The following is a 20,466-nucleotide window of genomic DNA, read 5'->3' as shown; positions in this document are numbered from 1 at the left end:
GGTAAGGAAGCTCGCTGCTCATGCAGGGAAAAAGACCGCGAACCCACGTGGATGCAGCGGAAAATAGCAAAGAGGTTCAATAAAGATATGAAAGCAGGATTTCCACCTGCGGTTAAAGCGGGTTTCCAATTCTTCGTTGCGTAGGGCCGCTGAAGCGTGAAGAAAAAAATTGCAGGGCGGTGATTTCGCGCCGGCATGCGCGCGATATTCTCGATGGCATGCGCTGATTCGTTTGTTCGCTGCGTCGAATCACTCTCAATGCAGGAGCATGCGATGACGAAAATCTCGGAGATTCCGGGTACGCTGGACGCCGTCGGCGCCGTCGGCACGGATCGCCAATCAATCTATGTCTATGAGGCACCGGTACGGATCTGGCACTGGTTAAATGCGCTAACGATCTCTCTTCTGGCCGTTACCGGTTATCTAATCGCCTCGCCGCTTCCCTCGATGCCTGGTGAAGCTAGCAATTGGTACACGATGGGCTACATCCGATTTGTTCACTTCGCGTCGGGACAGGTGCTCGCCTTCGCGTTCCTTTATCGCGTCTACTGGGCGTTCGTCGGCAACCAGTATGCCCGCCAGTTGTTCGCGTTTCCGATCTACAACCGGATCTGGCGCTGGGGCCTTTTGTACGAGCTGCGATGGTACCTGTTCCTAGTGCGCTACCCGAAAAAATACGTCGGCCACAATCCTTTGGCCAATACTGCGATGTTCTTGTTCGTGATTGTGATGATCCTGATGATGCTGACCGGATTTGCACTTTACGCTGAGGGCGAAGGTCGCGACAGCTTATGGTATGCGCTGTTCGGCTGGTGGTTCTCGATCTTCCCAAACAGTCAAGACGTGCATACAGTGCACCATCTCGGCCTCTGGTTCATTGTGACTTTCGTCATCCTGCATGTATATGCTGCCGTGCGCGAGGACATCGTGTCGCGTCAGAGCATGCTATCGGCCATTATTACCGGCGAACGGACGTTTCGCGACTCGCGACCTGACTGATATCAGAATGTGCCCGCTAGGGTCACTCGGACGGTCAAGGGTTCGACCGGGTGAAGCACATAGTCCATCACACCAATGGCACAGACTGGCGCAGGGGCGGCATTGGCGGCACAGAGATTGTAAAGTTTGTCCGTCTTCAGCAGGGAGCCATAGGCATAGGTGATCTGGTTCGCCTTGCTGTTGAGGAGGTTGAGCAAATCGAGCTGGAGGCGCCAGCCCTTGTCGGTGCGGTAGCCGATCCGCGCGTTGAAGATGCCGGTAGGTTGCGATCGGAAGGCGTTGTCTTCCGTCAGCGGACTGGAGGCGAGATAGCGCCAACGCAGGGCGCCGAACCAGCCCGTCTTCGCGCCGAGCGAGATGCCGGCGGACGCCATCATGGTCGGTGCGTTAGGGATATAGTTGCCGGGCGCGTTGCCGATCTGCGCGGCGGGATAGCCGGCGAGTGAGGCATAAACCTCCGCCTGGTCGCTGTCGTAACCGCGAAAGCGCGCATGGGTCATCGCGAGATCGGCGTCGACGTCAATCCAAGACCGTGGGCGGTAATGGTTGGTCCATTCGAATCCATAGCGGCGGCTCGCGCGCGCCGTCGTGGTATCGCCGGCATCGCCTGAGAACAGGATCTCGGAATCCTGGTCGAGGACGAAGAGGCTGAGCGAGGTGTCGAGATCCGGGACGATCCTCGAACGCACGCCGACCTCCGCGCCCCTGGTGCGGACCAGCAGCGGCGAGCGCGGCAGCTTTGTCCCGGGATCGCTCGGATCTTCCGTCGTCGTCGCACCCCGCGCGTCGTTCGAGTGCATGCCATAGCCGGCGCCGAAAAAGAACTCGGTCTTGTTAAAGGGACCGACCACGATGCGAAGCTTGGGACTTCCGATCGTAGCGTTGGCATGGCCTGAGTTGTTCGCATCGAACAGCGACGTCACGTCGGCCGCGTAATAGTCCCCGCGCCAACCGACCGTGGTCCTCAGCCAGTCCGAAAAGTGCAACGTACTCTCGGCGTAAGCGCCGATGCTGCCTTCCCCGACCTTATCGCTGCGTACGTTGGACAGGAAACTGCGCCGGTGGGTGTCGGTGAGCGCGAGATCGATGGCGTCGTAACGGGACTGCAGGCCGAAGGTCGTCTGCATCGGCAGCCCAGCGAATGAGCCATCCATCGTCCGTGCGATGTTAGCGCCGGCCATTAGGCGGCCGTCGTGCTGGTGAAATTGGTCGCCGACAACGGGATTGGCCAGGAAATAAGTGAAGTTATTGTAGAGATCGAGCTCGCTCTTGACGACATAAGCGTTCGCCTTCCAGGCCCCGGAATTATCGCTCTGCGCCACGCGCGCCGACAGGGCAAAACGGTTTGCGTTGCCGCCGTCAGTCGGGTCTTCAGATCCAAACCGATCCATCAATCCGTCCGTCATGGCGCGCTGCGGCACCTGATCGGTCGAATTCCATCTGTTGGCGTAAGCCATGCCCGTGACCGACACGCCGTCGGTGGCCGTGCCCTGACTGTAGCGCAAGAGCCCATTGAGCTTGCGGAGGTTGTCCGGGTTGTCCCAGGGGCCGTTGTAGGTCCCAGCCTCGCCGGCGAGGAGCAATGTCCCATCGCCGAGCCTCGTCGAATCCATGCCGAGGAAGCGGCGATATCCAAAGCTGCCGGCGGTCATCTGCGCTAGCCCCTTCACCGTGCGGTCGATCAGGCCGATATGCACGGCGCCGGCCGAGGAGAAGTCGCCTTCATCGGCGAAGTAAGGCCCCTTCTTTACCTCCATGGCGGCGATCGCTTCAGGAATCAGCCAATTGAGGTCGGCATAGCCCTGGCCGTGGGCGTGAGTGCGCATGTTGGCAGGCACATCATCAACATAGATCGCGAGATCCGTGCCATGATCGAGATTATAGCCGCGCAAGAAGTACTGGTTCGCTTTGCCCTCGCCGGAATGCTGCGTCACAATGAGCCCCGGTACAGCTTCGAGCACTTCGCCCGGGCGCATCACGGGCCGCGCGTTGACGTCTTCGCCTGATACTGTGATCTGGCTTGCCATGCTCGACGCGGGAGCCAAGGCCGCGCTGCTCTTGGCCGATACCGCTGAGGCTTGCCCGCCCAGCTGGCTACTGGACCCTATGCCGAGCGCTCGATCCGAGCGTGGCGTTGGAGCTCTTCGCGGTCGCCGTGGGATCTCCTCACGAGTGACTATGACTGCAGGCAAGGTGTAGCTAGTCTGGATATTGTCTCCAGAGCTAGGTTCAGCGTCGATCATGAGGGCGCAGATGCTTAGTGCTGCAATGCTCGTCCAGCGGGCAAAGACGGCAGGCTTCGAGCGGCTCGACAGCATCGCTGCAGCCGCTAAGTCGCGCGTGATGTCGGCAAGGCGGTTCGAGTGGTCTTTCCCTTCCATGCAACGCGATACAGCAGGAGAGATGCTAGCCAGGCGAGAGCGAACAATGACATCACGCCGAAGCCTAAGATGGCTTGTGATCCCTTGAGGCGATCGACGAGGCTCGAAAGGGCACCCGTGAGCTCAAGCTGATCGCTGATCAGGCCAAGCGTTTCCACGCTGCCGATGAACAGCGCAATCGCGACTGAGGCACCTGTGATTGTCAGATTGTACCAAAGCTTTCGGGCCGGATCGACGAAAGCCCAGCGATAAGCGCTGGCCATAAATGCTGAATCCAAGGTATCAACCAGGGACATTCCGGCAGCGAAAAGTGCAGGAAAGACTATGGCCTGCCAGAGCGACAGGCCGCGCGCAGTCTCAGAGGCAGAGAGGGAGAGCAGGCCAATTTCGGTCGCCGTGTCGAAACTTAATCCGAACAGGAATCCGAGCGGATACATGTGCCAGCTTTGCGTCACAATTCGGAAGATCGGGCCGAGCAAATGCGAAAGAAGACCGCTTCCGGCTAGGGGCGCATCGAGTAATTGTGCACCGTAGACGCCGCTGGCCTGCGCTGCACGCATTGTGCGCCACAAGTTTGCGAAGATCGCAAAGTTGACGGCGGCCACGCCGAGCAGGAAGACGGCTGAAACCGAGGTTCCGAGAAGGCCGCCCAAGTTTTTGAGCAAACCCTCTCCGCCGAGGGTCATGACGCCGGCGGCAAGCAGGATCATTGAAGCGAGAACGATCGTGGAATGGCCGAGCGCAAAGTAGAGACCTGCAGTTTCGGAGGCGCGGCCGGCATGCATCAGCTTCCGCACGACATTGTCGATTGCCGCAATATGATCGGCATCCACGGCATGGCGCAGACCGAACACCCAAGCGAGCAGCGCGGTTGCCATTACCGACGGCTGACCGGCGAACAGCGCAACGGCCCAGCCCCAGGCTGCAATGTTGGTCAGCGTCAGCCCTGCCAGCAACAAGACAGTTCTCAACTTAAGGCCTTTCAAGAGGCCACTTCGTGACGTGACCTGCCCCATGCGGCGCCACTCCCCTGGTATGATCTTTTTGTCGAACTCTCATACCCTGAGCAATATTCAGGCCAAGTAAGACCATGGCGTAAAAGGGCGCCAAGCGATTGCACTTGCAAAAGAATCCCTGTCGATAGCGAGTTACGCCTTAAAATAGGCGATGCCGCTCGCAAACTAACTAACCATATTCGGCAAGGTACTTCCCATCCCTGAAGAAACGTATTCGTAGTTCAGCAAAGGCTCGCAAGGGCGCAACTGGCTTGGCCAATGGTCCGCCGTGCTTTGACCGGATTTTCTTCAGCTTTGAGGCTTGAGCGGGCCGCAGCAGAGACTGCTGACAGGTGAATGTGGCTCATCGGTGGTTGCAAAGTTCTCATTTGCCGGCCGCTTCCGCCTCACAGCAGAGTGACGCCAAAAGCAAATACATCGAGAGCTTTTGGGGGGAAGGCGTGTTTTACCAAGGCGAAATCGCGTTCGTGCCTATCGGGCAGCGCGGCCTGAGCGCGGATGGCCATCCCCAGAAGACACTCATCTGTTCGTTCGACAGCCCTCCGACGGTGCGGCAGTCGACGTCCAGCATGGGTAACCGGTCGACGCGCCGAGGCAAAAGCTCCGGGGCCACCTTGGCGGCTTAGGATTGCTCAAATGAAGAGGAGGAAGGCATGAAGTTCAGGACATTGTTGGGCGTGGCCGCTATCCTTGCGCTCACAGGTGTATCGGCTCCTGCCGCTGATAAGGATGCCGCCGACATTGCTGTCGAAGCAGCAAAGAAATATGCGGGCACGACGATCAGTATCGTCTGGGAGGCGGGCCTTCAATCGCTCGACCCGCTCAACTATTCGGGTCCGAAATGGGAGAAGCTCACTGGCATCAAGGTGAAGGTGGTCGAGGTGCCGACCGACCAGATGTTCACCAAGATCATGCAGGATTTCAAGTCGGGCGCCGGGGCCTATGACGCACTGAACGTCATTCCATCCTGGATGCCCGACCTGGCCCGGGCCGGAGCGCTCGAGCCCCTGGACAAATATGTCGACAAGTTCGGCTATCGCGACGAGTTGCAGGACATCGCCGCAGCCTATCGCGACAACCAGATGCAGTATGACGGCAAGATCTTCGGCTTCCCGGACGACGGCGATGTGATGCTGCTCTACTACCGCAAAGACATTTTCGAGGATCCGAAGATGAAGGAGGGGTTCAAGGCCAAGTTCGGCTACGAGCTCGCTCCGCCCAAGGATTGGAAGCAGCTTGACGACATCGGACAGTTCATCACTGACAAGATGGCGCCCAAGGTCTATGGCGCCGGCTTCTTCCGAACTGCGCCTTATCCGCAATACATGTTCCAGGAACGTTTCCGCATGGAGGGCGGCAAGTTCTTCAATGCCGATACGATGAAATCGACGGTGAACAGCGATGTCGGCCTGAAGGTCTTCAAGCAGATGTTGGCCGAGAACAAGTTCATGCCACCAGGCGTGGAGCAATGGAATTTCGTCGACAACTTGGCCGCGTTCCTCCAGGGCACCACCGCCATGACGATCTCCTGGCCCCCTTATGGGCGTTGGGCCGCCGGCTACGGCTCGGGCGAGGAAGCGCTGAAATGGGTACCCAAATCGCAAGTCGCCGGCAAGGTCGGGTATGCGCTCACGCCCCTCGGTCGCCCGGAGCTTGGCGTCGGTTTCGACCTGTCCGTCTCGGCCACGAGCAAGAACAAGGAGGCCGCTTATCTCTTCATCCAATGGCTGAACAGCAAGAAGACCAGCCTTGAGCGCGTGCAGCTCCCCTATACGCTCCGCGATCCCTTCCGCCTGTCGCACTACGCGAGCGAGAAATACCGTGCGCTCTGGCCTGATGCTCCTGCCTATCTCGACACGATCAAGACATCTGGCGAGAAGGGCCTGCTCGATCTCTCCCTGCTGCAGCAGGACAAGTACGACGAGGCGATGACCAAGGCCATTTCGAGCCTCTGGGCCGGCGAAGATCCGAAGACCATTCTCGACCGCATGGCGCAGCAGTTTGATGCCATCACCGAGAAGGTGGGCATTGAAAACCAGAAGGCGGTTTATAAGGTCTGGGCAGCAAAACCAGGCGCTTATCCGCAATAGTTGGCTTGGAGGGCGCGCGGGAGGCACCGCCTCCCGTGCGGCGCGATTCCTGGATTGATGATGACGTTCTCTTTAAGCTTTAATGGCACTGAACATCGCCGCCCGAGCCGGCTCGGGCGTGTGCTCGAGGACCGCCTACCCTATCTCATCGTTGCGCCCGCAATATTGGTTCTTCTCCTCGTCGGCCTCTTTCCCCTCATCTACTCGTTGATCGTGAGCTTCCAGCGCATCACGATGACGGACAATGATACGTCTTTCGCCGGCTTGCTGAACTATGCGGAGTTGTTCAGAGATACCCGTTTGTGGGCATCGCTCGGCCACACCGCGATCATCACAGCAATCGCCCTGCCTCTCGAGCTACTGATCGGCTTCCTGATGGCGCAGCTCTTCATCGACCGCATGCCCGGGCGCCAGCTCTTCGTCGCGCTCTTGGTGCTGCCGACGGTGATCTCTCCGATTGTTGCTGGTGCGACCTGGCGCCTGTTGTTCGACGTCCGCTTTGGTCCCATCGGTGAGATACTCAGCTTTTTCGCCGGCGAACCGATCCGGATCCTGTGGACCGTCAACCCTGCTTACGTCTATCCGGCGATCATCATCTGCGAAGTTTGGCAGTGGTCGCCGTTCATGTTTCTGCTGCTGCTCGCTGCGTTGTCCAATGTCGATCAGTCTCAACTGGAGGCTGCTGAGATCGATGGGGCATCGTATCTGCGCGTGCTTCGCGCGATCATTCTGCCGGCGATCGCGCCCGTGATAGCTGTTGCATGCCTTATCCGCGGCCTCGACCTCGTGCGCATCTTCGACATCATCTGGGCCCTCACCGAAGGCGGGCCGGGCTCGATGACCGAGACGATTTCACTCTACACCTATGTGCAGGGCTTCTCGCAATTCGAAACCAGCTACACCGCCGCGATCTCCTTCCTGGTGATTGCGCTGCTCACTCTCATTACCACGCTTGTCCTCAAGCGCATGGAGATTGCGCGATGAGGCTGATGAAGCTGCCCACCAGGAAGGGGCGCGTTCTGGTGCTACGCTATATCGGCGCCGGCGTCGTCACTTTGCTGTTTCTATTTCCGGTTTATTGGCTGTTTATGATTTCGTTCAAGACGCCGGACGAGATCTATCACGTGCCGCCATTGTGGATGCCTGGGCAGATCCAGTTCTCGAATTATTATGTCCTATTCAAGGATGGTGACGTCATGGCCATCCTGAACAGCCTGATCGTCGCCGGCGTTAGCTCCGCCATTGCCATCATTCTTGGTACCCTATGCGCCTACAGCCTCGCCCGCTTCGGCACGGGTGGCGAGAACCTTGCGATGTGGATCATTTCCCAGCGCATGATCCCGCCGATTGCGGTCGTCTTCCCGATCTTCCTCATCTACGTCTATTTCGGTTTGGTTGACGGCTACTTCGGCCTGATCGTGCTCTATACCGCGTTCAATCTGCCCTATGTCATCTGGATGATGCGGGGTTATATCGTTGATGTTCCGCTCGAGCTGGAGGAAAGCGCCCTCGTCGACGGACTGAACCGATGGCAGGTCATCTGGAAAGTCGTCTTCCCGATGGTGCGCCCGGGGCTCATGGCGACTTCGGTCTTTACTTTCGTGTTCGCCTGGAACGACTTCCTCTTCGCGCTGGTGCTCACGCGTACCGAAGTGATCACTTTTCCGGTCATGCTGACGCACTATTTCGGTGGCCAGTCGAACTTCTGGGCCAAAATCGCGGCGATGTCCGTCCTGGGGACTTTGCCGATCTTCGTCGCAGTTACGGTAATGCAGCGCTATCTCGTGCGCGGCATCTCGCTCGGCGCCGTCAAAGGTTGAGGAGATTAGAGTGGCCGACGTCAAGTTGACCGGAGTGCACAAATACTACGGTAACGTGCATGCCGTTCGGGGACTAGACTTAACCATCAGCGATGGCGAATTCGCTGTGCTCGTGGGTCCGTCAGGCTGCGGCAAGAGCACGCTTTTGCGGACGATCGCCGGTCTCGAAGATCCGGACGACGGCACGATCGCGATTGGCGGCGCTATCGTCAACGATCTGCGTCCGCGCGAACGCAACATTGCGATGGTCTTTCAGAACTACGCACTCTATCCCTATTTAACCGTCAATGAGAATATCGCGTTCGGCCTGCGCGCCCGCAAGACGCCAGAAATCGAGATCAGGAAGCGGGTCAGCGAAGCCGCCGAGATGCTCGGCATCGGCAATCTCCTCCAGCGTTATCCACGTCAGCTCTCCGGTGGACAGCGTCAACGCGTCGCGATCGGACGGGCCATCGTTCGCAAGGCGGATCTTTTCTTGTTTGACGAGCCGCTCTCGAATCTGGACGCCCAATTGCGTGACGAAATGCGAACCGAGATCAAGCGTCTGCATCACGAGATCACCACCACAATGATCTACGTTACACACGATCAGGTCGAGGCGATGACGCTGGCGGATCGTATCGTGCTGCTACGCGATGGAAAAATAGAGCAGCAGGGAGCTCCACTCGAACTGTTCGAGCGGCCGCGAACGGGCTTCGTGGCGGGCTTCCTCGGCTCTCCTTCGATCAATCTCATACCGGCAACCCTGACGGCGATGAATGGCGGGCTTTCTGTCGTTTTCGGTTCCGGAGAGTCCCTGACTGTGCCGCCTGCGAAGGCCACTGCCCTTTCTAGCGTGGCGGGACGTGAGGTCATTGTCGGCATTCGGCCTCAGCATTTCGGCCGAGCCGGCGACGGACCATTGCGCGATGGGGTGGTGCCCTATTCAGCGGTCGCCGATCTCATCCAGCCTACAGGTACTCGTACCTTCACGACCATCAAGATCGGCGGAGTAGACGCAGTCGCGGAGCTGCAAGCACATGATGTTCAGAGCCATGGCGAGCGAATCCAGCTCGCCATCGACCTCAATCGGATGGTGCTGATCGATCCGGCCACAGGCTCGGTCATCGCCTAAGCGCAAGAGTTCGCAAACCCAACAACGGGATGCAGGGGGAAAAGCATGGCATCGAGACTTTTTGCTAGCGGAATCGGAGCGCCCGAGGGGCCAATCTGCCTCCCCGACGGATCGATGTATGTCACGGAGATGTCCGCATCGACGTTGTGCATCACGCGGCTCGATCAGCGAGGCAATCGCAGAGTGGTTCGCGCGACGGGCGGCCGCCCGAACGGACTGACGACGGACGGCCACGGCCGCATCTGGATCGCGGAAGCGGGCCTGCGGGCGCTGATTTGCATCGACCAAGCCGGAAACGAGATCCGGCGCATGCAGGGCGAAGGCGCCGATCGCTTTCTATTTCCGAATGACCTCTGCTTCGGCCCCAACGGACTACTCTACATGACTGATTCAGGCATGGCGGCTGAGGATTTCATCAACGGGCAGGCCTTCGTCGAGGGCTATATGGACCTTGATTGGGACGGCCGCGTCTACGAAATCGATCCCGCGGCCATGAAGGTCCTTCGCGTCCTCGATCGCAAGATCCGATTCACCAACGGGATTGCTTTCGGGCCCGACGACCATCTCTATGCCAACGCATCGTTCACAGGCGAAATCTACCGCTATGACGTACTCGGCAAGCCAATGCCTGAACGTGTTGTTTTCGGCAATGTGCTGCAGCCCGACTCCAATCCTGACTTCAAGGGGCCCGACGGGATGGCTTTTGGCACCGACGGCCGGCTCTATTGCACAGTCTATAATCAGAAGAACGTCACTGTGCTCGACCGCGGCGGCAACGTCGTGGACCGGCTCATGCTGGATGGGCCGCAACCGACAAATTGCGCCTTCACGATTGAAGGCAAGAAGTTGCGCGTGACAGAGGTCGGCAAGGGCCAGGTTGAAGAGCTCGATGTGCCCTGCGAAGGGGTGCCTCTACATCTGCCTAAATTCGGTTAAGGTTGGAAACTCGTTTCCGGTCGGCACGCGGCACTTGGCACAGAGCAACTAGCTGGTGCAGGCCGCAGATGAGTTGGCGGCAGCTCGCGGTCTTAGCATTTCGCGACGGCGCGCCTGGGGCGGATACATACGAGCATGAACAGTTCAAAACAGGAGCTAAGACAAGTGGGGCCGCTGGCTTGCCGAGGATTATGGCCACCGGCCCCGGCGTCAGCTACTTGAAATTGCCCTGCCCCAGGTGCAGTAGCGATAGCTGACAGGCACGAGATGGCCCGGCGGCGGCTCCTCCGCAAATCTCGGCTGCAGTTAACGTAAATGGCAGGGCGCGAGGTGATGTTATGTTTTGTTTTGGTCAGCATGGCGGTGCCGCCAGTTGAAGTGCCGTGATCGTCGCCCACCAGGACGGCCTATGTCGCGGAGCCGCGAACGGAAGTTGGGCAATTACTCGTCCGGCTACGACGCGAGTTGAGTGATTGGTTAGGTCGGAACTCCTTGCGAGCCGTTAGTTGATCGCGAGCGGAGCTCAAACTCTAGCTCTGTCAGCTTTTTGATCAGCTGCTCAATAACCGCCTCGTAATCAGAACGCGTGAGTGAGTTCACGCCACGGGAGGCGAGCTCGTGCTGCAGGATTGTTGCCATCACGGCCTTGACGCTCATAGGACCTCATCTGAAATGATTTCGCATCAAATCTCAAACCAAGGAGACAATCAACAAGGAGGAGGATGGAGCTGGAAGTGTCGCTGCATTCCGATCGATTATCAGCCCCAGGGATGCATACGTACCCAAAAGACTTTGAGCCTGGATATTCGATGCTCCTCCACCAGTTGGCCGATTTGCTGACTCCGCTTCCCGTCTTTGCTTTATGAGCTGGTCAAAAAGCCACCATCAGCTAGCACGAGAGCAGCTCTTGTGGTAATTGCAGTCCATAGGTCCATAGTTTGTTTTTGAAGAGTTTCATTTCGAGGACGATTTGTTCGTGACGATGGTTGCCGTGCTTTGCCAATTTGCATCCGCCGATTGCGTTGATAAGATCGTGACGAGCTCTGCATTCGACAGCACGCTTACTTTCCAGGGCTGCGTTATGAACGGCCAGACAGGGCTGGCCCAGTGGAAAGAAGCGCATCCAATTTACCGCTCAGATACTTGGCATATTCAGCGGCACAAATGCATGCCGGGAGATTACAATATCGCTCACCACAAAGCGTAGAGATCAAAGAAGCTACGCAACGCCCGCCACCGCGGTGTCAGCGAGAGCGTATGCGGTTCATCTAATGTCCCCAGCGCAACGCGCGGACGGGGCTTGCCGGGGCTCTGTTCGCTCGGAAGCATTTGAGCTAAGCCGAGTGGCTACAGGACGAAGAAAGTACAGCGAGAGGCCAGGGTTCCGTTCGCAAATCCTCTTTAATGCGTCGGCCTTGATCCAGAAAAGCTCCAAATCGCTGGCCGCTCGAGCAGATTGCGTGCGGCGGCGTCGATCCACGGCGAACAGCCCAACCTCACCAAAAACCTCTCCTGGATACAAGAGCTTGTCTATTTCGGGAAGCTCGACTTGTCCTGATCCGATGAGATAGAGTGCATCGGCGTGATCCCCTTTCTCGAAGATTGTCTCTCCAGCCTTGATCCGCTGTGTGTGCATGAACGGCTGAAGCCAGTTCGGAGAAAGATCTGTATTAGCGGCGAGCTTGGCGCGGCGTAGTACCAAGACCATGCGGACGAAGTAGGCAGCGTTTAGTGGAAGCAAAATAAAGTGCAGAATCAGCACAGGGTAGATACCGGCGCCAGTGGCATAGACGATGAATGCGAGATTGCTGCAGATGGCGACGGCCCGCAGAGTCAGCATGGTGTGCATGCAGAATGTCACGAGGACGAGCGAAGAGGCCAGATAGCCACAAGCTTCTATCCACGTCATGGCAGCCTACTTTGCTGCTTTAGGCGCAATGAATCACCTGCAAAGCGCGGGCCAAGCGTTCATCAGAAGACGAACGGCTGACGTACCGCCTCAGCCGAGCCGGAGCCTGCTTCGCTCTGTTGGTTATCCAAGGCTGCACGCCGCGCATATGAACCAGTTCACACGCTGATCGGGGCGCTTCGCTTCGCCAGCGTTATAAACTGCTGCCGGTGCCAGCAAGTTCTATCCGCTCGCGTCACTTAAGGTGGCAGCCGATCGCGGTCCGGTCACGGGACCGGATAGTCTTATTTCAGGAAGCCGATAGACAGCCAGGGCACCGCGGCGACGATCAGCGTGCCAATGAGCAGCGCAATCATGTATCCCACGATTGGTCTCATACCGTCGTCCGGGTTAATGCGGCTGATAGCGCAGGCCGCGTAGTAGCCGACCCCAAACGGCGGTGCGAACAGGCCGATGCCCATCGCGAGAACCACGACCATTGCGTAATGGACATCGTGGACCCCAACCTGCCGCGCGATCGGGAACAGGAGCGGACCGAACAAGACGATGGCTGGGATCCCCTCCAGCACGCTGCCTAGAATCACGAAAGTTACGATCGTCACCGCTAGGAAGACGGGGACACCGCCGGGAAGGCTGGTCATGAACTTGGCAAGCGAGGCTGAAAATCCCGACTGGGTCAGCGCCCAGGCCATTCCTGTCGCGGCGCCGATGATGAGCAGAATCGCGCCCGACAGGGAGGCCGTCTCGACCAGCATAGGATAGATGCGTCGCCAGTCGAACTGGCGGTAAATGAGGAGACCGGCGCAGGCCGAGTACAAGATGCCGATGGTCGAGACCTCCGTTGCCGTTGCAACGCCTTCGACGACGGCGGTCCGGATCACGAAAGGCAAGGCGATCGCAGGAAGAGCAATGACAAAGGCTCGGCCGATCTCCCGCCCAGTCGCCCTTTTGACGTGAGAGAGGTCCTCGCGCCGGTAGCGCCACCACACGATCGCCCCGAGCATAACTGCGAGCACCACGCCCGGGAGCAATCCGCCGGTGAATAGCGCGGAGATCGACACGCCCGTCACCGAGCCGATCGTGATCAGAACCAGCGACGGCGGAATCGTTTCGGTTTGCGCCCCCGTGGCGGCCAGCAACGCAACGAGGTCGCCGGGTTTGGCGCCACGCTGCCGCATCTCGGGAAACAGCACAGGGGCCACGGCCGCCATATCTGCCGCCTTGGACCCTGAGATACCGGAGACCAGATACATAGCCCCGACCAGGACGTAGTGCAGCCCGCCGCGGACGTGGCCGAGGAGACTTGCGAGGAAACCGACCATTGCGCGAGCCATGCCCGTCATCTCGATCAGCAGGCCCAGGAAGACGAAAAGAGGCACGGCGAGCAGGATCAGATGGCTCATCCCTTCATCCATCCGCCCGATCATCACTACGTCCGGCGTGCTCGTCGTAAGCGTGAGATAACCCACGGTGGCGAGACCGAATGCAAAGGCAATCGGAACGGCGGCAAAGACCATCGCACCGACAACAAAGACGAAGAAGATCAGAAGGTTCAGATTGCCGAGCGGCTTAAAAACCGGCGCGAGCAGCACGAACGCAAGGATGAGACCGGCGACGATCGCTAGAGAGGCCAACAAGCTGCGTAGATTGGCAATTCGGCAGAGCCGGAGGGCCGCGGCGATCAGCATCAGCCCAATTCCGATCGGTAGCGCCGCCGCACGCCAAGTGTTGATGATCTCCAGCGCCGGCGTGGTGACGAAGGCCTCGTCGGCGGCAAATTCATAGGCCGGCCAAACGACGAGCAAAAGAAACGCCAGCGAGGCTGCGGCCGCCACCACGTCCAAAAACGCACGCACCTGGGCACTGAGCACGCCGACGATGGCTGTCATACGCATGTGCTCGCCGCGCTGGAAAGCAATGACGGAGCCGAGCATGGCAAGCCAAAGGAAGAGAATACCGGCGAGTTCGTCGGACCAGACGATGGGGGAGCGGAATACGTATCTGCCTACGATTCCTGCGGCCAGGATTGCGACTTCGGCCAGGACGAGTAGCGCGGCTGGGACCGCGACGAGGTGGCCCAACATCGTGTTCGCTGTTACCGCCCAATGTCGGGGACCCCGTTCAGTCGAGGCGGTCGCTCCACCGTCATCAGCATGTGGAGCGTGGCTCACGCTGCTCATGACAGCTGACCCGCCGCTTTTTCGAGCTGCGACCACGCCTCCTCGCCGAATTTGCCCTTCCAGTCGGAGTAGAAGCTAGTCTTGGACAAGGCTTGTCGGAAGGCGGCGCGATCGACTTCGATAAATTTGAGACCTTTGGCCGACAGATCGGTGCGCAAGGACTGGCTGAGCTTTGCGATATCAGCCCGCTGATCGACGGCGGAGCGATCTAGTTCGCGGGTCACGACCTCCTGAACATCCTTCGGTAAGCGCTCGAATGCGCGCTTGTTGGCGAGGATCCAGTATCCGTCCCAAACGTGCCCGGTCAGGCTGCACGTGCTTTGCACTTCGTAGAGGCGGGCGGTTGCAATGATCGGCAACGGATTCTCCTGGCCGTCCACGACTTTGGTCTGTAACGCGGAGTAGACCTCGTTGAAGTTAATAGGCGTCGGGCCGGCTCCAAGCGCCTTGAAAAGCGAGGTCAAAAGCGGCGCCGGGGGGACGCGGATCTGGAAATTCTTTAGATCGTCAGGGCTGCGGATCTCACGTCCGGAAGAAGTCACCTGACGAAAGCCGTTATCCCACGCTTTGGAAACCGCCATGATCGGAGTTTTGGCAATCTGCGTCCGGATGTAGGTTCCGAGATCTCCGTCCATAGCTTTCCAAACGCTATCGTAGTCAGTAAACGCGAAGCCGGTGTTCACCAGGCCCGCACTTGGGACCAGGGTGGCGAGGATCGAAGAGGACTGATTAAAGAATTCGACGCCGCCGCTGCGGACCTGGGTCATGAGCTCGGTGTCGGACCCGAGCTGGTTGGCCGGAAACAGCCTGATCTCGAGCCGGCCACTGGTAGCCTCTAGAATGCGTTGGATGGCTTCCTGCGCGCGGACGTTCACCGGATGCGTCGGATCCTGGCCGGTTGCAAATTTATAAACGAATTCGGCCGCAGATGCCGGTCGAGTGAGAATTGCGCAGAGAGGTACGGCCGTTGCAGCTTTCAACAGGGAACGCCGGCTGATATCTCTGCGTTTCGATACGCTCATGTCTTCCTCCTCGTTCTATTTACCTAGCGGTGGCGATCTCAGCGCAGGCGGCGCAGCCGTTCCGCTCATTCGTGTGCCCGCGTCTTGAGTGCCGGCATTTGGGCAAAAGCCAGCGTTCGCCGCTGCAAGGTGCGGCGGGCAACGTTGAGTACAGCTTGTTGGACCTCAGCCCAGCGGCGCTAAAGCCACTGTTTGATTTGCCTTGCGACCTCTGCGGTGGAAATCCCGTAACGGTCGTGCAGCGTTGGAAGCGCGCCGGCGTCGAGAAATTCGTCCGGCAATGCGATCTGGCGGAAAGGCGGATGTGCCCCAGAACGCAAGAGGAGTGCGGCAATTGCTTCGCCGAGGCCACCAATGGTCGTGTGATTTTCGGCAACGACGACAAGCCGTGCCGGCTTGCTGGCCTCACGCAGGATAGTCTCTGCGTCGAGGGGCTTGATGGTTGGAACATGCAGCACCGCTGCATCCACGCGGTCATCCTTCAAAGCTTGGACGGCCTCGAGTGCCCGCATGGTCATGATGCCGGACGAGATGATCAGGACGTCCTTGCCATCACGGATCAGCTTGGCCTTTCCAAGCTCGAACTTATAGTCGTATTCATCCAGAACGACAGGCACCTGGCCGCGCAGCAGGCGCATGTAGACTGGACCTTGATGCGCGGCTATGGCTGGCACCACCTGCTCGATTTCACTGGCATCGCAGGGGTCGATCACCGTCATATTTGGCATGGCCCGAAACAACGCGAGATCCTCGGCGGCTTGATGACTTGGGCCATAGCCCGAGGTCAGGCCGGGCAAGGCGCAGACGATTTTCACGTTGCGGTCTTCCTCCGCAATGGTCTGATGAATGAAATCGTAGGCGCGCCGCGATGCGAACACGGCATATGTCGTCGCAAAGGGCATGAAGCCCTCTGCGGCGAGTCCGGAGGCTGCTCCGAACAAAAGTTGCTCGGCCATGCCCATCTGGTAATAGCGGTCTGGAAATTCCTTGGCGAAGATGTGCAGGTCGGTGTATTTGCCGAGATCGGCGGTCATGCCGACCACCTCTGGCCGGCTCCGTGCCAGTTCGACGAGTGCATGTCCGAACGGCGCTGGCTTCGTCTTTTGGCCCTCGGCCGCAATCGAGGCGATCATGGCAGAGGTGGTTAGGCGCGGCTTGCCCGCTTGCGGTGCTGATCTGACGGTCTTCATGCCTGCCTCCCGGCTTCCAGCGCGGCAAGGGCAAGTTGCCATTCGTGCTGCTCGACGCGAATGAAATGGTTCTTCTCGCGCTGCTCGAGGAAAGGAACGCCCTTCCCCATGAGGGTGTCGGCGACGATCATTCGCGGCTTCGGCTCGGGATGCGACTTTGCACGGTCGAATGCTGCGAGCACGGCATCGAGATCATTGCCATCGATACGTTGTACGAACCAGCCGAATGCCTGGAGCTTGTCGACCAAGGGTTCGAAGGCCATGACTTGCGTCGAGGGACCGTCGGCCTGCTGGTTGTTGACATCGACAATGCCGATCAGGTTGTCCAGCTTGTAGTGGGCCGCCGACTGGATGGCCTCCCACACGGAGCCCTCGTCGAGCTCGCCGTCGGAGAACAAGGTGTATACCCGCGCCTCGGACCTTTTGCGTTTGAGGCCAAGGCCCATGCCGACAGCAATGCTGAGCCCGAGGCCGAGCGAGCCACCCGACATTTCCATTCCGGGCGTGTAGGAGGCCATGCCCGACATTGGCAAGCGGCTCTCGTCACTGCCATAGGTCTCAAGCTCTTCCTCGGGGACGATCCCCGCTTCTATCAAAGCCGCATAAAGCGCAATAGCGTAGTGCCCGTTTGAGAGCAGGAAGCGATCGCGTTCCTCCCAGGTCGGATCCTCCGGCCGATAGCGCATCGCGTGAAAGTAAGCCACGGCGAGAACGTCGGAGATATCGAGCGCCTGAGCGATATAGCCTTGGCCCTGAACTTCCCCCATGCGCAGCGCATTGCGGCGAATGTTATAGGCGCGGTCCGCCAGCTTGGGCGTGTTGGTCAACGTTTTGGTCGGCGCTTCCATCGATCTGGACCTTCTCTTGCTGGCTCAGTGGATGAGCATGCCGCCATTGACGTCGATCACGGCACCAGTGACGTACGCGGAGAGATCGGAGGCCAGAAAAGTGTAGATGCCGGCGACATCTTCTGCGGTGCCGAGACGATTGAGTGGAATGCCTTCCAGAATTTTCGCACGCATTTCATCAGTCAGCTTGCCGGCCGTGATATCGGTGCCGATCAGGCCAGGCGTGACGCAGTTGACGCGGATGTTGTCAGGACCGAACTCGCGAGCCATGGCCTTGGCTAAACCAAGAACGCCGGCTTTCGCTGCCGAATAGTGTGGTCCCCCAAAAATTCCGCCGCCACGCTGGGCCGACACCGACGACATGCATGCGATCGATCCGGACTTCCGCGCACGCATATGCGGGATCACGGCCTGGGAGAGGAAGAGAACGCCTTTGAGATTGACGTCTTGAATGCGATCCCAATCGGCGGCTGATATGTCCAGGAGCTTCACCGGCTGGGTAATGCCGGCATTGTTGATCAGTATATCGATACCACCGAATGCCTCGACCGCGCTTGCAACTGCCCGCTCGCAGGACGATTTGTCAGCGACGTCGCAGCGCAAACCGAGGTGTTCCTTGCCAAGAGTGGCTGCTGCCCCTGCCGCGGCTCCGGCATCGATATCGAGGATTGCGACCCGAGCGCCCTCGGAGGCAAACCGCCGGGCGGTGGCGAGCCCGATCCCCCGCGGCGAGGCCGCGCCCGAAATGATGGCTGTCTTCCCGCTGAGCAGCATCAGTTCCTCCCGCAAATTGTTTTCCTTGACAATGCTAGGAATGACCCTCGCTCTCCGCGCCGACAAGCGCACAGTTGTCATGGGTCGATGAATCTGGTTCACTTATGCGATGCTCTCGAATGTTCCGATATCGGCAATTCGCGCCTTTGAGGCGGCGGCCCGCACCGGATCGTTTCGCGATGCGGCGAATGAGCTTCACCTGACGCCAAGTGCAGTCAGTCATGCAATCCGTAAGCTGGAGGACACGCTCCGGACCGTTCTCTTCGAGCGCAGTGCACGCGCGGTGCGGCTCACGCCGGCCGGCGAGAACCTGATGCGACATACCGGCGCTGCATTCGATCAGCTCCGCCGCGGCTTGGAGGAAGTCGCTGCTCGTGGTCCGCAGTTGGTGCGGGTTCACTCCGCTCCGAGCTTTGCAGCGCAATGGCTAACGCCACGACTGGCGCAGTTTCTTGCAGCCCATCCGAAGCTAGAAGTTCGCTTGGCTGCCAGCACAGACTATGCGCGTTTCAGTAACGATGATTTCGATGTCGACATCGTTTACGGTCCGCCGAGGGCGGAGGGCGTCGAGATTGTTCCTCTGCCAGAGGAAACAGTCACTCCCCTATGCTCCCGGAAGCTTGCAAAATCAATCAAGAAGCCGATCGACCTCCTGGATCAGACATTGATCCGTTCAGACGTGAAGCAAGTTCAATGGCATCAGTGGTTCGCCGCCAATGGATTGGAAGCTCCAGCGATTCACGGCATGAGATTCGATCGAAGTTTCCTGGCGATTGCAACCGCCGCCGAAGGACTGGGAGTAGCCTTGGAATCAACGCTTCTAGCGGAGCGCGAATTGGCTAGCGGACGACTGGTTGCTCCATTGGCCGGCCGCGCAACCGATATTCGATACGTCGGTCACAGGCTAATTTATCCGCGCGCCAGCCGGCAACGCTCGGCGGTGCGCGCTTTTGCCGATTGGATCGTCGCCCAGCTCGGAGGCGAAGCTAGCCTTTCCTCCCAGTAAGTATCGCTCGTTGCCGCGATGGTTTGGCTATCCGAAAAAGTGAGGATGGGCCTCGTCAGAACGGCCATGCGCGGTGGCTTATCGCAACAATTGTGTGACTGCGAGAGGGACGAGCAAAGACGTAACCAGCGCGTTCAGGCTCATCGCAATCCCCGAGAACACGCCCGCAACCTCGTCCACCTGAAACGCTCGCGCGGTACCAATGCCGTGCGCGGCGATGCCCGCGGCAAAACCACGCGCACGAAAATCAATGATACCACTCCAATTCATCAATGGCGTGACAATGATCGCTCCCATGATCCCCGTGAGGATCACCGCGACGGCGGTCAGAGAAGGGTCGGCGTGCAGTGTTTCGCTGATCCCCATTGCGACCGCGGCTGTCACGGACTTAGGCGCAAGGGACAGTACAACATCGCGCGGCAAGCCTGCAGCTTTCGCAAGCAGCACAATCGACGCGGCCGCTGTGACCGAGCCCACAACGAGGGCTGCCAGCATTGGCACGATCGAGGCAAGGACGATCCTGCGGTTCTCGTAGAGCGGGATAGCGAGCGCGACTGTGGCTGGGCCGAGCAAGAAATGTACGAACTGCGCTCCGCTAAAATAGACCGGATATGGCGTGCTGGTCACGAACAGAAACACGCCGATGATCCAGACCGCGTGGAGAACAGGATTGGCGAGCGGATGTCGGTGGAGGGCAAGCGACAGCGCTTCCGAGACTGCATAAACCAGTAAGGTGATCGTCAGCCAAAGCAGAGGCGATTGCGACAGATAGACCCAGAGCGAGAATGCATGGTCCTTCATGGCGCCTCATGACCGAACAGCCGGCTGACCAGGCGAAACGTTAGCACGGTCGCGAGAAGGGTCACTACGACGGAAAGGGCAAGAATCAACACAATTGCTATCCCATGAGCATAAATGAGATCGAGTTTTTCCACGACACCCACGCCGGCCGGGACAAACAGGAGAGACAGATTGTTGAGCAGCCCCCTGCTGGCAGTCTCAACGCCGCCGTTTCGCAGCGGTCCTTGAGCGATGATTGCGAAACGGTCACGGACGAGCAGCAAAATCAACAGCAGCAGGAGCCCGACGACCGGACCAGGCAGCAGCAGGCCGAACCCGCGCGTAATGGCCTCTCCGATCAATTGGCAGAGGAGGATAAGACCGAGACTTGCCAGCATGGG

The 20,466-nt window shown here is 59.0% G+C and carries 19 protein-coding genes; 8 read left to right on the top strand and 11 right to left on the bottom strand.

The annotated features are described in order from the left end of the window. Positions 1-273 precede the first annotated feature (273 nt). Entirely contained in the window at positions 274-999 is a 726-nt protein-coding gene (gene cybH, locus L6637_RS26445) for a Ni/Fe-hydrogenase, b-type cytochrome subunit (RefSeq protein ID WP_128929508.1), read from the top strand. Positions 1,000-1,001: 2 nt separating this feature from the next. Here the strand turns inward: cybH and L6637_RS26440 are convergent, their stop codons facing one another. Both L6637_RS26440 and L6637_RS26435 read right to left on the bottom strand, forming a co-directional pair. Further along, positions 1,002-3,026: a TonB-dependent receptor gene (locus L6637_RS26440; protein WP_128930141.1), complete on the bottom strand. Its 2,025-nt coding sequence runs from the start codon at positions 3,024-3,026 to the stop codon at positions 1,002-1,004. Positions 3,027-3,328: 302 nt separating this feature from the next. After that, positions 3,329-4,396 carry a HoxN/HupN/NixA family nickel/cobalt transporter gene (locus L6637_RS26435; RefSeq protein ID WP_128929507.1) on the bottom strand — a complete coding sequence of 356 codons (1,068 nt, stop codon included), beginning with the start codon at positions 4,394-4,396 and terminating at the stop codon, positions 3,329-3,331. 653 nt (positions 4,397-5,049) lie between these two features. Between L6637_RS26435 and L6637_RS26430 the strand changes: the two genes are divergently transcribed. From L6637_RS26430 to L6637_RS26410, 5 genes are all read left to right on the top strand, one after another. After that, on the top strand, positions 5,050-6,486 hold the full coding sequence (locus tag L6637_RS26430) for an ABC transporter substrate-binding protein (protein WP_128955162.1): 1,437 nt from the start codon (positions 5,050-5,052) through the stop codon (positions 6,484-6,486). A gap of 60 nt (positions 6,487-6,546) precedes the next feature. Then, on the top strand, positions 6,547-7,470 hold the full coding sequence (locus L6637_RS26425) for a carbohydrate ABC transporter permease (protein ID WP_210326183.1): 924 nt from the start codon (positions 6,547-6,549) through the stop codon (positions 7,468-7,470). Beyond that, a complete protein-coding gene (locus tag L6637_RS26420; RefSeq protein ID WP_128929504.1) occupies positions 7,467-8,306 on the top strand; it encodes a carbohydrate ABC transporter permease in 840 nt (279 codons plus the stop codon). Before L6637_RS26425 ends, L6637_RS26420 begins: the two co-directional genes overlap by 4 nt. Before the next feature lie 10 nt (positions 8,307-8,316). After that, complete coding sequence (locus L6637_RS26415; protein WP_128929503.1) at positions 8,317-9,420, top strand: ABC transporter ATP-binding protein; 1,104 nt, start codon at positions 8,317-8,319, stop codon at positions 9,418-9,420. Between the two features lie 183 nt (positions 9,421-9,603). Beyond that, the gene (locus L6637_RS26410) at positions 9,604-10,356 is read left to right on the top strand and encodes an SMP-30/gluconolactonase/LRE family protein (protein ID WP_338076562.1); all 753 of its coding nucleotides are present in this window, start codon (positions 9,604-9,606) and stop codon (positions 10,354-10,356) included. A gap of 477 nt (positions 10,357-10,833) precedes the next feature. Here the strand turns inward: L6637_RS26410 and L6637_RS26405 are convergent, their stop codons facing one another. Then, positions 10,834-11,013: a hypothetical protein gene (locus L6637_RS26405; RefSeq protein ID WP_128929501.1), complete on the bottom strand. Its 180-nt coding sequence runs from the start codon at positions 11,011-11,013 to the stop codon at positions 10,834-10,836. A gap of 319 nt (positions 11,014-11,332) precedes the next feature. Here L6637_RS26405 and L6637_RS26400 point away from each other — a divergent pair, with 319 nt between their 5' ends. Next, entirely contained in the window at positions 11,333-11,563 is a 231-nt protein-coding gene (locus L6637_RS26400) for a hypothetical protein (RefSeq protein ID WP_128929500.1), read from the top strand. Positions 11,564-11,620: 57 nt separating this feature from the next. Here L6637_RS26400 and L6637_RS26395 read toward each other — a convergent pair whose 3' ends face one another. From L6637_RS26395 to L6637_RS26370, 6 genes are all read right to left on the bottom strand, one after another. Next, positions 11,621-12,205: a cyclic nucleotide-binding domain-containing protein gene (locus L6637_RS26395; protein ID WP_237864935.1), complete on the bottom strand. Its 585-nt coding sequence runs from the start codon at positions 12,203-12,205 to the stop codon at positions 11,621-11,623. 344 nt (positions 12,206-12,549) lie between these two features. Further along, the gene (locus L6637_RS26390; protein ID WP_128929498.1) at positions 12,550-14,445 is read right to left on the bottom strand and encodes a TRAP transporter large permease; all 1,896 of its coding nucleotides are present in this window, start codon (positions 14,443-14,445) and stop codon (positions 12,550-12,552) included. Next, positions 14,442-15,467, bottom strand: a complete 1,026-nt coding sequence (locus L6637_RS26385; RefSeq protein WP_128929497.1) for a TRAP transporter substrate-binding protein — start codon at positions 15,465-15,467, stop codon at positions 14,442-14,444. Before L6637_RS26385 ends, L6637_RS26390 begins: the two co-directional genes overlap by 4 nt. A gap of 179 nt (positions 15,468-15,646) precedes the next feature. Then, complete coding sequence (locus tag L6637_RS26380) at positions 15,647-16,657, bottom strand: transketolase family protein (RefSeq protein WP_188637396.1); 1,011 nt, start codon at positions 16,655-16,657, stop codon at positions 15,647-15,649. Further along, positions 16,654-17,505: a transketolase gene (locus L6637_RS26375; RefSeq protein ID WP_128929495.1), complete on the bottom strand. Its 852-nt coding sequence runs from the start codon at positions 17,503-17,505 to the stop codon at positions 16,654-16,656. Before L6637_RS26375 ends, L6637_RS26380 begins: the two co-directional genes overlap by 4 nt. Before the next feature lie 24 nt (positions 17,506-17,529). Beyond that, positions 17,530-18,279, bottom strand: a complete 750-nt coding sequence (locus L6637_RS26370) for an SDR family NAD(P)-dependent oxidoreductase (RefSeq protein ID WP_128955190.1) — start codon at positions 18,277-18,279, stop codon at positions 17,530-17,532. 109 nt (positions 18,280-18,388) lie between these two features. Here L6637_RS26370 and L6637_RS26365 point away from each other — a divergent pair, with 109 nt between their 5' ends. Next, on the top strand, positions 18,389-19,285 hold the full coding sequence (locus L6637_RS26365) for a LysR substrate-binding domain-containing protein (protein WP_128929493.1): 897 nt from the start codon (positions 18,389-18,391) through the stop codon (positions 19,283-19,285). 78 nt (positions 19,286-19,363) lie between these two features. Here the strand turns inward: L6637_RS26365 and L6637_RS26360 are convergent, their stop codons facing one another. Continuing rightward, positions 19,364-20,086 carry an LrgB family protein gene (locus tag L6637_RS26360; protein WP_128929492.1) on the bottom strand — a complete coding sequence of 241 codons (723 nt, stop codon included), beginning with the start codon at positions 20,084-20,086 and terminating at the stop codon, positions 19,364-19,366. After that, positions 20,083-20,463 carry a CidA/LrgA family protein gene (locus L6637_RS26355; RefSeq protein WP_128929491.1) on the bottom strand — a complete coding sequence of 127 codons (381 nt, stop codon included), beginning with the start codon at positions 20,461-20,463 and terminating at the stop codon, positions 20,083-20,085. Before L6637_RS26355 ends, L6637_RS26360 begins: the two co-directional genes overlap by 4 nt. Positions 20,464-20,466: the final 3 nt, after the last annotated feature.

It is taken from the genome of Bradyrhizobium zhengyangense (assembly GCF_022012435.1).
Taxonomy (GTDB): Bacteria; Pseudomonadota; Alphaproteobacteria; order Rhizobiales; family Xanthobacteraceae; genus Bradyrhizobium; species Bradyrhizobium zhengyangense.
This window is presented reverse-complemented; position numbering and strand designations above follow the sequence as displayed.

Coding starts and splice junctions, on each gene's coding strand:
- cybH (WP_128929508.1), top strand. CDS start 274: ATGACGAAAATCTCGGAGATTCCGGGTACGCTGGACGCCGTCGGCGCC.
- L6637_RS26440 (WP_128930141.1), bottom strand. CDS start 3,026: ATGGCAAGCCAGATCACAGTATCAGGCGAAGACGTCAACGCGCGGCCC.
- L6637_RS26435 (WP_128929507.1), bottom strand. CDS start 4,396: ATGGGGCAGGTCACGTCACGAAGTGGCCTCTTGAAAGGCCTTAAGTTG.
- L6637_RS26430 (WP_128955162.1), top strand. CDS start 5,050: ATGAAGTTCAGGACATTGTTGGGCGTGGCCGCTATCCTTGCGCTCACA.
- L6637_RS26425 (WP_210326183.1), top strand. CDS start 6,547: ATGACGTTCTCTTTAAGCTTTAATGGCACTGAACATCGCCGCCCGAGC.
- L6637_RS26420 (WP_128929504.1), top strand. CDS start 7,467: ATGAGGCTGATGAAGCTGCCCACCAGGAAGGGGCGCGTTCTGGTGCTA.
- L6637_RS26405 (WP_128929501.1), bottom strand. CDS start 11,013: ATGAGCGTCAAGGCCGTGATGGCAACAATCCTGCAGCACGAGCTCGCC.
- L6637_RS26395 (WP_237864935.1), bottom strand. CDS start 12,205: ATGCACACCATGCTGACTCTGCGGGCCGTCGCCATCTGCAGCAATCTC.
- L6637_RS26390 (WP_128929498.1), bottom strand. CDS start 14,445: ATGAGCAGCGTGAGCCACGCTCCACATGCTGATGACGGTGGAGCGACC.
- L6637_RS26385 (WP_128929497.1), bottom strand. CDS start 15,467: ATGAGCGTATCGAAACGCAGAGATATCAGCCGGCGTTCCCTGTTGAAA.
- L6637_RS26380 (WP_188637396.1), bottom strand. CDS start 16,657: ATGAAGACCGTCAGATCAGCACCGCAAGCGGGCAAGCCGCGCCTAACC.
- L6637_RS26375 (WP_128929495.1), bottom strand. CDS start 17,505: ATGGAAGCGCCGACCAAAACGTTGACCAACACGCCCAAGCTGGCGGAC.
- L6637_RS26370 (WP_128955190.1), bottom strand. CDS start 18,279: ATGCTGCTCAGCGGGAAGACAGCCATCATTTCGGGCGCGGCCTCGCCG.
- L6637_RS26365 (WP_128929493.1), top strand. CDS start 18,389: ATGCTCTCGAATGTTCCGATATCGGCAATTCGCGCCTTTGAGGCGGCG.
- L6637_RS26360 (WP_128929492.1), bottom strand. CDS start 20,086: ATGAAGGACCATGCATTCTCGCTCTGGGTCTATCTGTCGCAATCGCCT.
- L6637_RS26355 (WP_128929491.1), bottom strand. CDS start 20,463: ATGCTGGCAAGTCTCGGTCTTATCCTCCTCTGCCAATTGATCGGAGAG.